Genomic DNA, 9,303 nt, shown 5'->3' on the forward strand with positions numbered 1-9,303 from the left:
CGCGCGGCCGAACGCGGCGCGCGGCGTCACGTCAGCCGGTACGATTGCGCGCCCGTGCCGGCGAGCGTGCCGCCGTCGACGATCAGGTATTCGTTGCGGATCGGCTTGCCGTCGAACCAGCATTGCAGGATCTCCAGCGTGCCGGCCGCATAGCGCGCCTGCGCCGACAACGACGTGCCCGAGATGTGCGGCGTCATCCCGTTGAACGGCATCGTACGCCACGGATGATCGGCCGGCGCCGGCTGCGGAAACCACACGTCGCCGCCGTAGCCGGCGAGATGGCCGGACGTGACGGCATTCACCACGGCATCGCGGTCGACCAGTTTCGCGCGTGCGGTGTTGATCAGGTACGCGCCGCGCTTCATCCGCGCGATCATCGCCGCGTCGAACAGCCGCTCGGTGGACGGGTACAGCGGAATCTGCAGGTTGACGATATCGACGGCGCTCGCGAGCGACGCCGCATCGGCGTGATACGTGAGCGCGAGCGCCTGCTCGATCGACGCATCGAGCCGATGGCGCTGCGTGTAGTGCAGATGCAGGCCGAACGGTTGCAGCCGGCGCAGCACCGCGAGGCCGATGCGCCCCGCGCCGACCGTGCCGAAATGCATCCCTTCGACGTCGTAGCTGCGCGCCACGCAGTCGGCGATGTTCCAGCCGCCCTGCTGCGCGATCGCATGCGACGGCAGGTAGTTGCGCACCAGCGCGAGCGTCGTCATCACCACGTGCTCGGCGACGCTGATGCTGTTCGAGCCGGTGACTTCGGCAACGGTGATGTGCGCGCGTGCGGCCGCATCCAGGTCGACGTGATCGGAGCCGATGCCGGCCGTCAGCGCGAGCTTCAGCTTCGGCGCGCGGGCGATCCGTTCGGCGCTCAGGTACGCGGGCCAGAACGGCTGCGAAATCACCACGTCCGCTTCGGGCAGCCGGCGCTCGAATTCGGAGTCGGGGCCGTCCTTGTCGCTCGTGACGATCAGCGTGTGGCCGTGCGCTTCCATATAGCCGCGCAAGCCGAGCGCGCCGGACACCGAGCCGACGAGCTCGCCGGGCCGGAAGCCAAGCGGGCCGGCCGGTGTCGGCGCGGTCTGGCCGTCCGCGTAGTGCGTGACGACCGGGATCGCGTCGCGCACGTAGCGCGGCGGATAGCCGTCGACGGGATCGGGGTAGAGCACGCACAGGACGGTGGCCATCGGGTAGTGCTCCTTTGACGGGTGAAGGCGGCACGCGGCTTGCGCGGGTCGCGTCGTGCGCCTCGCAGGCGGCCGCCGTGTTGCGCCGCAACGTTGATCACGTTCTACGCCGGTCATGGATCGCGTACAAGCTACAGTCCGGGTTTGCGTGCGCTGCGGGGCGTCTGTACCTGTTCTTTTCAGGAGGGATGTCGATAATGGGATCGTTACCTGACTTTTCGGGAGCCACGTCATGACTGGAAGCGATGCGTCCTCACGCCCCGACCTCACGCAGGGGGTCGCGCTCGACGATCTCGCCGACGGCGCGATGATCGAGGGCCATGTCGGCGACGCGGCGGTGCTGCTCGTGCGTCGCGGCGACGAGCTGTTCGCGGTGGGCGCGCAATGCCCGCACTATGGCGGCCCGCTGGCCGAGGGCCTGCTGGTCGGCGACACGATTCGCTGTCCGTGGCATCACGCGGCGTTCTGCCTGCGCACCGGTGAGATGGAGCGCGCGCCGGCGCTCGACGGGCTGCCGTGCTGGCGCGTCGAGCGGCGCGACGGCCGCGCGGTCGTCGTCGATGCGCGGCCGGCCGCCGTGCCGCCCGCGCTGAAGGCAACCGGGCTGCCCGCGTCGGTCGTGATCGTCGGAGGCGGCGCCGCTGCGATCGCGGCGGCCGTGACGCTGCGGCAGGAAGGCTATCCGCACGCGATCACGCTGCTGAGCGCCGATGCCGATCCGCCGTACGACCGGCCGAATCTGTCGAAGGATTACCTCGCGGGCACGGCGCAAGCCGACTGGCTGCCGCTGCGCGCGCCGTCGTTCTATGCCGAGCAGCGGATCGACGTGCGCTGCAATACGCGGGTCACGCGCATCGATCCCGCGCAGCGGTCGGTCGAGCTGGCCGACGGCGGCCGGGTCGACTACGGCGCGCTGCTGCTCGCGACCGGCGCCGAGCCGAACAAGCTGAACGTGCCCGGCGCCGATCTGCCGCACGTGTGTACGTTGCGCTCTCGCGCCGATTGCGATGTGCTGATCGCGAAGCTGAAAACCGCGCGCCGCTGCGTGGTGGTCGGCGCGAGCTTCATCGGGCTCGAAGCGGCCGCTGCGTTGCGCACGCGCGGGCTCGACGTGCACGTCGTCGCGCCCGATCCGCATCCGATGGGCCGCGTGCTCGGCGATGCGCTCGGCGACACGATCAAGGCGCTGCACGAAGCGCACGGCGTGGTGTTCCATCTCGGCGCGACGCCCGCGCGGATCGGGCCGGACAGCGTGACGCTGTCGAGCGGCGACGTGCTGCCGGCCGACGTCGTGCTGGTGGGTATCGGCGTGCATCCGAACGTCGAACTTGCGCAGGACGCCGGGCTCGCGGTCGAACGCGGCGTGACGGTCGACCGCTTCCTGCAGACGAGTGCGCCCGGCATCTATGCGGCCGGCGATATCGCGCGCTGGCCCGATCCGCTGACGGGCCAGCGGATTCGCGTCGAGCACTGGGTCGTCGCCGAGCGGCAGGGCATCGTCGCGGCGCGCAACCTGCTCGGCCAGCAGCGGCCGTTCGACGCGGTGCCGTTTTTCTGGAGCCAGCATTACGACCTGACGCTCCGCTATGTCGGGCATGCGGAGCAATGGGATCGCGTCGAGATCGACGGCGACCTCGGCGCACACGACTGCTCGATCGCGTACTGGCGCGGCAACACGCGGCTCGCGGTCGTGACGATCGCTCGCGATCTCGACAACCTGAAGGCAGAAGCGGCGCTCGAGCGGCAGATGACGCCCGCATGAAAGCAGCAAGACGACACCTGCCGAACCCTTGATGGAGGCGAGATGAACCCCGACGTCCGCGCCCGTTTCGAAACCGAGTTCGCGCCGCGCATCGCGACGCGCCTGCGTGGCCTGTACCAGCCCGGCGAAGTGGAGGTCGACGTCGTGCCGCACGACGGGCAGGGCAGCCCGACCTGCATCGACGTGATCGGCCTCACGTCGACGGTCGGCTTGCCGAACCGGTTGAACGCGCGGCTCGCGTGGCGCGACGACGCGATCGCCGGCCTGCTGGCCGAGCCCGACTCCAGTCGCTTCGATCGCTATCTCGCGGCGCTGCCGGTCACGATCGAGCGCTGGCAGATGGAGCTGCCGGTCGATTTCAGCACACGGACCCAGCGCGATCGCGAGATCCTGATCGGCGACCTCGATTTCGATGCGTGACGTGCATCGCGCGACGCCGGTCGCCCGTGCGCCGATGAACCGGGTGGCGTTACCGGTCGCGCGTCTTGATCATCACGCGCCCCTGGTCGATGCCGCCGCGCAGCGCTTCGTCGCACGTCAGCCATTCGGGCGTGACGAGTTCGGGCGCGGGCAGGTCGACGGGCGCGCCGTCGCGGAAGATCCGCACCTGCGCGACCCATGCGCCGTTCGCGTTGCGCGTCGCGTCGACGCGAATTTCGTGACCCATGAAAGTGTCGGTGGCTTGCATCGAGCGGGGCCCTCCGTCGTGGATGAACGTGGTGCGTGGATCGTATCAGCATGGCGTGCGCCGCGCATCGAAAACGAACCGGCGTGGGCGTGTCACGTGCCGCGCGAGACGGGAGCGACCCTGTGGCCTTCGACCTGACCTTTTCCATCAAGGTATTCGCGGCGCTGTTCGCGATCATGAACCCGATCGCGAACATCCCGGTGTTCCTGTCGCTGACCGAAGGCGCGGCGGACGGCGTGCGCCGCAAGGTCGCGCTGACGGCCGCGATCGGCGTGACGGTCGGCTGCATCGTGTCGGCCGTCGCGGGCGGCGCGATCCTGCGCGCGTTCGGCCTGACGATCGACGATTTCCGCCTCGCGGGCGGGCTGCTGGTGCTGCTGATCGCGCTGTCGATGCTGCATGGCGCGCCGAGCCGCCAGCATGCGCCGGGCAGCGACGAAGGCGCCGATCCGGCAGCCGCCGAAAGCGTCGCGATCTACCCGCTGACGATCCCGTTGCTGGTCGGCCCCGGCACGATCGCGACGATGATCGTGCTCGGACACGGCGCGGTCTCGACCGGGCAGGAACTCGCGTTCGCGCTCGGGCTGGCCGCGTTTCTCGTGCTGCTGGCCGTGTCGCTGCTGTCGGCGCCGCTGATCGGCCACTACCTGTCGCCGCGCGTGACGGCTGTCACGCAGCGCCTGATGGGGATGATTCTCGCGGCGATCGCGATGCAGATGATCGTCGCGAGCCTGAAAGCCGCGTTCGGGCCGCCGCATTGAGCGCGCCCGTTCGGATTGCATGGAGTCGCTGATGAACACGCTGATCGTGTTGTCCTACCCGGATCTTGATGCGGCGCGTCGCGCGCTGGCCGAACTCGGCACGCTGCGCGACCGGCACGTCGTCGCGCTCGCGGGGATCGTGATCGTCGAGTGCTCGACCGACGGACAGTTGCGCACGCATGCAGTCGATCCGGGCCGCGTGGCATCCGGATCGCTGCTCGACAGCGTCGTTGCGCACATCGAATCGTCGCTCGACGCATGGCGCGAGCGGCCGGTCGACGATGCGCTGACCGATCGCGTCGCGCGCAAGGCGCGCCCCGGCACCGTCTCGCTCGGGCTGGCCGCGACGCAGGTCGACATCTACGCGTTGAGCGCGGCGCTCGGGCCGCTGGGCGGTGACGTGGTCGACACGACGCTGTCGATCGACGACGAACTGAAGCTCGTCGAAGCGATCTCGAACGCGCGCGACGGCGGCATCGGCAGCGGCCCGGCGACGGACTGACGCGCCGGCTCGATTCCTCCTCGAAAACGCAGCGCTTCCTGTCCGTGCCTCACGGCGCGCCGCACAGGCGCACGCCTTGCTCGATTCGCTCGACGGTCTCATTCACCGTTTCCGCTTTCGACAAGGAGGGCCTGACATGAAAGCAGTCGTATTTCACGGCATCGGCGACATTCGCATCGACACGGTGCCCGATCCGGAAGTCTCCGCGGCGACCGACGCGGTCGTGCGCCTGACCGCCAGCGCGATCTGCGGCACCGATCTGCACATGGTGCGCGGCACGCTGGGCGGCATGAAGCCGGGCACGATCCTCGGCCACGAGGGCGTCGGCATCGTCGAGGCGGTCGGGCGCGACGTGCGCAACCTGCGGCGCGGCGATCGCGTGCTGATTCCGTCGACGATCGCGTGCGGCAGCTGCGCCTACTGCCGCGCGGGCTACACCGCGCAATGCGACGTCGCGAACCCGGGCGGGCCGCGCGCGGGCACTTCGTTCTTCGGCGGGCCGGCGGAAACGGGCCCGGTCGACGGGCTACAGGCCGAATATGCGCGCACGCCGCTTGCGCATGCGAGCCTGATTCGCCTGCCTGACGCGATCGACGACGATCGCGCGATCCTGATGTCGGACATTTTCCCGACCGGCTATTTCGGCGCGCAGCTCGCGGAAGTGAAGCCGGGCGATACCGTCGCCGTGTTCGGCGCGGGGCCGGTCGGGCAGTTCGCGATCGCGAGCGCGAAGCTCATGGGCGCCGGGCGCGTGATCGCGATCGACCGGATCGCGTCGCGGCTCGAGATGGCGTGCGGGCAGGGCGCCGAGATCGTCGATTTTTCCGAGGACGATCCGGTCGATACGATCCTGCGGCTCACCGGCGGGATCGGCGTCGATCGCGTGATCGACGCGGTGGGCGTCGACGCGATGCGCGCGACGCACGGGCCGGCCGCAGCCGATCGCGACGCCGCGCGCGCGTTCGATGCGGAAGTCGACGCGATCGCGCCGCACCGCAAGCCGGACGGTCGCAACTGGGTGCCGGGCGACGGGCCGTCGCAGGTGCTGCAATGGGCGGTGCGTGCGGTCGCGAAGGCCGGCACGATCTCGGTGATCGGCGTGTATCCGCCGGCCGCGCGCGTGTTTCCGATCGGCGACGCGATGAACCGCAACCTGACGATCAAGATGGGCAACTGCAATCACCGGACGGTGACGCCGCCGCTCGTGGAGCTGGTGCGCAGCGGCGCGTTCGACCCGCTGTCGGTGCTCACGCGCAGCGAGCCGCTGACGAACGCGATCGATGCGTATCGCGCGTTCGACGTGCGCGAGCCGGGCTGGATGAAGGTCAAGCTCACGCCATGACGACGACACGAACCGAAACCGGGAGCATTGCGATGAACGATCGATACGACAACTGCATGGCCGCGTGCGACGCCTGCGCGCACGCGTGCGACACCTGTGCGGCATCCTGTCTTGCGGAGCGCGACGTGCATGCGCTGGCCGCGTGCATTGCGCTCGACATCGAGTGCGCGCAGCTGTGCCGCTTCGCATCGGGCGCGATGGCGCGCCGCAGCGGGCTCGCACCGCGCATTTGCGCGCTGTGCGCGCATGCGTGCGACCTGTGCGCGGCCGAGTGCTCGCGGCATGCGCACGAGCATTGCCGCCGCTGCGCGCTCGCGTGCGAGGCCTGCGCGGCGATGTGCCGCGCGATGGCCTGAGTGCTTACGACGTGCCCTGAACCCGCCGCGCGACGCGCTGCAGCAACGCATCGAGCACGGCCATCTCGACGGGCTTCACGAGATGGTCGTCGAAGCCTGCGCGTTCGGTGCGCGCGAGGTCGGACGCGCGCGCATGGCCCGACAGCGCGACGCAGGTCGTGTCGCGCAGCGTGTCGATCGCGCGCAATTCCTGCAGCAGCGTGAAGCCGTCGATGTCCGGCATCGTCAGGTCGAGCAGCATCAGCTGCGGCAGGTAGTCGCGCGCGAGGGCCAGCGCGTCGGCCGCGTTGTACGCGACCCGCGGCGCATGCCCTTTCAACTGCAGCAGCACCGCGAGCGTATCGGCCGAATCGCGGTTGTCGTCGACGACGACGATGCGCAGCGGCGCGTCCGCCGGCTGTTCAGGCACGGCCGGTGCGGGCAGTGCGGCGCGCTCGGCGCGCATCGTGTGCGCGATCGGCAGCCAGACCGTGAAGGTCGCGCCGTGGCCGGGCCCGTCGCTTTCCGCGACGATCCGCCCGCCGTGCAGTTCGACGAACGACCGGCAGATCGCGAGACCGAGCCCGAAACCGCCGGACGGAGAGCGGCCCGGTGCATCTTCCTGTTCGAACAGGTCGAAGATCGTTTCGAGCGCACCGGGCGCGATGCCGACGCCGCGATCGACGACGCTGATCGCCACCGACGGCCCTTCGATTCGCGCACCGACGTCGATTCGGCCGCCGTGCGGCGAGAATTTCGATGCGTTGTCGAGCAGGTTGTGCAGCACCTGCACGAGCCGTGCGTCGTCGCCGTGCAGCACCACGGAGTCGGCCGGCAGGTCGACGCGGATCCATTGCCCGCGCGCGGCCAGCTTCGGCTGGATGCTCTCGACGCCGCGGCACACGATGTCGCACACGCTGACCGGGCGAGCGTCGAGTTCGATCTTGCCGGCCGTGATGCGCCCGACGTCGAGCAGATCGTCGACGAGCCGCGTCAGTTGCCCGACCTGGCGGTGCACGGCGTCGCGACACTGCGCGAGCGCGGGCGGCGGATCGGACAGGCTCTGCAGCACGCCGACCGAATTGCGCAGCGGCGCGAGATGATTGCGCAGTTCGTGCGCGAGCGTCGCGATGAACACGCTGAGCCGCTGCGTCGATGCTTCGAGCTCCTCGAGCCGCTTGCGCTCGGTCATGTCGCGCGTGATCTTGATGAAGCCGCACAGCTCGTGCGTCGCGTCGTACACCGGCGTGATCGTCACGCTCGCCCAGAACTGCGTGCCGTCCTTGCGCACGCGCCAGCCCTCGTCCTGGAAATGGCCATGCGCGGCGGCCAGAGCGAGCCCCTGCGACGGCCGGCCGGCCGCGATCGCGTCGGTCGGATAGAACAGCGAGAAATGGTGACCGACGATTTCGGCCGCGTCGTAGCCCTTGATGCGCGCCGCGCCGGCGTTCCACGTCGCGACGTTGCCGTACGGATCGAGCATGAATACCGCATAGTCGGTGATCGACTCCACCACGGTCTGGAACCGGAATTCGGCGAAGCGGTGCTGCAGGTCGCGCGGATCGGACAAGCCGGGCGGCGGCGGATGCGGTTGGAGATCGGCGTCGTCTTTCTTCATCGGAGCGGCAAGTTGGAAATACGGGCGGCCGCGGGTCGCCGGCCCGCCCCCGGACGCGCCGGCGGCGGCCATACGGAGCGATTGGCACGTCCGAAAGGATAAAGGAACTCGATTCGGCTGATCAATGGGCGCGCATCGGCCGTGCCGTGCGCCGGGATGGGCGCCGGCGCGACCGGCGGTAGCCGGCCCGGCATGCCGATTGCACGACCTGCTGGTCCATCCGCCGCGCGCCGGTCGTCCGGCCCCGCGCGCGGCGGCAAGCCACGCAAGGAGATCGACATGAACAGCACGCTGAATCCCGACAACGAACCGGCCGGCCCGGACGACGACAACGCGAGCCGCGGCCGCGACGGCCGCGCGCTCGGTCCGAGCGACTCGTCCGACAGCGGCAGCGACACGGCGGGCGCACGGCGCCATCCGTTCGACGTCGATTCGCCGCTCGACGATCACGCGCTCGAACGCGGCGATGCCGCGCTCGGCAGCGACACGGACCGCGCGGGCACCGGCGAGCGGGCATCGGCGGACGGCGACTCGACGCTCGAGGAAGGCGCCGACATCGAGCCGGACCGCACCGAGCGGCTGAGCGAGCCCGGTCGCACCGACGAACCGGACGAACCTGGCGGCGCGCCGTGACGCCCGGCACGCAAAAACTGCAATCGCGTTGCAGATTGGGGCGCCCGACGGCTTCCCGGCGCTGCGACGCGCAACCGTCGCGGTACGGCCATGTCGCCGGCACGCGATTTGCATTCACCCGACCGACGCGCGCCGCGCCGCGGCATGGGGCCGTGCGCGGCGCAGGCGATCAAGGAGAGACACGATGCAACGACGATATCCCGGACGGTCCGGCGAGCGCGGTGGCCCGCCCGACTGGCACGAGCGCAACGAACGCGCGTACCGGGGCGCTGGCGAGCGCGGCATCCCGGACGACCCCGCACGGTGGCCGGAAGAAGACTACGAATCGGCTTACCGCCGCTTCGCGAGCGAGGACGTGGGCCCGGAAGACTGGGGCAGCGAATGGACCGAGCGCGCCGCGCGCCCGGTCGACCCGCGGCGCGCTGCCGCCGACCGGGACTGGCCGGGCGGCGCGCGCCAGCCGGCGCGGACCCCC

The 9,303-nt window shown here is 70.2% G+C and carries 10 protein-coding genes and 1 pseudogene; 8 read left to right on the forward strand and 3 right to left on the reverse strand.

What is annotated here, in order from left to right; genetic code table 11:
* Positions 1-26 precede the first annotated feature (26 nt).
* A complete protein-coding gene (locus tag MMB92_RS18920; protein WP_006498390.1) occupies positions 27-1,187 on the reverse strand; it encodes an NAD-dependent formate dehydrogenase in 1,161 nt (386 codons plus the stop codon).
* Between the two features lie 232 nt (positions 1,188-1,419).
* Between MMB92_RS18920 and MMB92_RS18925 the strand changes: the two genes are divergently transcribed.
* Together MMB92_RS18925 and MMB92_RS18930 are read left to right on the forward strand one after the other, a co-directional pair.
* The gene (locus MMB92_RS18925) at positions 1,420-2,949 is read left to right on the forward strand and encodes an FAD-dependent oxidoreductase (protein WP_058903693.1); all 1,530 of its coding nucleotides are present in this window, start codon (positions 1,420-1,422) and stop codon (positions 2,947-2,949) included.
* Between the two features lie 42 nt (positions 2,950-2,991).
* Positions 2,992-3,369, forward strand: coding sequence for a DUF5594 family protein (locus MMB92_RS18930; protein WP_034203649.1), 378 nt, complete (start codon positions 2,992-2,994; stop codon positions 3,367-3,369).
* Between the two features lie 49 nt (positions 3,370-3,418).
* Here MMB92_RS18930 and MMB92_RS18935 read toward each other — a convergent pair whose 3' ends face one another.
* On the reverse strand, positions 3,419-3,637 hold the full coding sequence (locus tag MMB92_RS18935) for a DUF6566 family protein (RefSeq protein ID WP_043205930.1): 219 nt from the start codon (positions 3,635-3,637) through the stop codon (positions 3,419-3,421).
* Between the two features lie 122 nt (positions 3,638-3,759).
* Between MMB92_RS18935 and MMB92_RS18940 the strand changes: the two genes are divergently transcribed.
* The 4 genes from MMB92_RS18940 to MMB92_RS18955 all read left to right on the forward strand — a co-directional run bounded on the left by MMB92_RS18940 (position 3,760) and on the right by MMB92_RS18955 (position 6,598).
* A complete protein-coding gene (locus MMB92_RS18940) occupies positions 3,760-4,398 on the forward strand; it encodes an NAAT family transporter (protein ID WP_058903692.1) in 639 nt (212 codons plus the stop codon).
* A gap of 31 nt (positions 4,399-4,429) precedes the next feature.
* Positions 4,430-4,900: a membrane protein gene (locus MMB92_RS18945; protein WP_034203648.1), complete on the forward strand. Its 471-nt coding sequence runs from the start codon at positions 4,430-4,432 to the stop codon at positions 4,898-4,900.
* A gap of 136 nt (positions 4,901-5,036) precedes the next feature.
* Positions 5,037-6,242 carry a zinc-dependent alcohol dehydrogenase gene (locus MMB92_RS18950; RefSeq protein ID WP_034203647.1) on the forward strand — a complete coding sequence of 402 codons (1,206 nt, stop codon included), beginning with the start codon at positions 5,037-5,039 and terminating at the stop codon, positions 6,240-6,242.
* A 32-nt stretch (positions 6,243-6,274) separates the two neighbouring features.
* Positions 6,275-6,598, forward strand: coding sequence for a four-helix bundle copper-binding protein (locus MMB92_RS18955; RefSeq protein ID WP_006498383.1), 324 nt, complete (start codon positions 6,275-6,277; stop codon positions 6,596-6,598).
* Between the two features lie 4 nt (positions 6,599-6,602).
* Here MMB92_RS18955 and MMB92_RS18960 read toward each other — a convergent pair whose 3' ends face one another.
* A complete protein-coding gene (locus MMB92_RS18960; protein ID WP_058903964.1) occupies positions 6,603-8,195 on the reverse strand; it encodes an ATP-binding protein in 1,593 nt (530 codons plus the stop codon).
* Between the two features lie 279 nt (positions 8,196-8,474).
* Between MMB92_RS18960 and MMB92_RS18965 the strand changes: the two genes are divergently transcribed.
* Complete coding sequence (locus MMB92_RS18965; protein WP_043205927.1) at positions 8,475-8,828, forward strand: hypothetical protein; 354 nt, start codon at positions 8,475-8,477, stop codon at positions 8,826-8,828.
* Positions 8,829-9,012: 184 nt separating this feature from the next.
* Positions 9,013-9,303 (forward strand): annotated as a pseudogene (locus tag MMB92_RS18970) (transporter); the annotation flags it as partial.

The organism is Burkholderia sp. IO2 (assembly GCF_029522185.1).
Taxonomy (GTDB): domain Bacteria; phylum Pseudomonadota; class Gammaproteobacteria; order Burkholderiales; family Burkholderiaceae; genus Burkholderia; species Burkholderia cenocepacia.

What these genes read in the sequence shown, in the direction of transcription:
- MMB92_RS18920 (WP_006498390.1), bottom strand. Translation starts at nt 1,187, where the DNA reads ATGGCCACCGTCCTGTGCGTGCTCTACCCCGATCCCGTCGACGGCTAT.
- MMB92_RS18925 (WP_058903693.1), top strand. Translation starts at nt 1,420, where the DNA reads ATGACTGGAAGCGATGCGTCCTCACGCCCCGACCTCACGCAGGGGGTC.
- MMB92_RS18930 (WP_034203649.1), top strand. Translation starts at nt 2,992, where the DNA reads ATGAACCCCGACGTCCGCGCCCGTTTCGAAACCGAGTTCGCGCCGCGC.
- MMB92_RS18935 (WP_043205930.1), bottom strand. Translation starts at nt 3,637, where the DNA reads ATGCAAGCCACCGACACTTTCATGGGTCACGAAATTCGCGTCGACGCG.
- MMB92_RS18945 (WP_034203648.1), top strand. Translation starts at nt 4,430, where the DNA reads ATGAACACGCTGATCGTGTTGTCCTACCCGGATCTTGATGCGGCGCGT.
- MMB92_RS18950 (WP_034203647.1), top strand. Translation starts at nt 5,037, where the DNA reads ATGAAAGCAGTCGTATTTCACGGCATCGGCGACATTCGCATCGACACG.
- MMB92_RS18955 (WP_006498383.1), top strand. Translation starts at nt 6,275, where the DNA reads ATGAACGATCGATACGACAACTGCATGGCCGCGTGCGACGCCTGCGCG.
- MMB92_RS18960 (WP_058903964.1), bottom strand. Translation starts at nt 8,195, where the DNA reads ATGAAGAAAGACGACGCCGATCTCCAACCGCATCCGCCGCCGCCCGGC.
- MMB92_RS18965 (WP_043205927.1), top strand. Translation starts at nt 8,475, where the DNA reads ATGAACAGCACGCTGAATCCCGACAACGAACCGGCCGGCCCGGACGAC.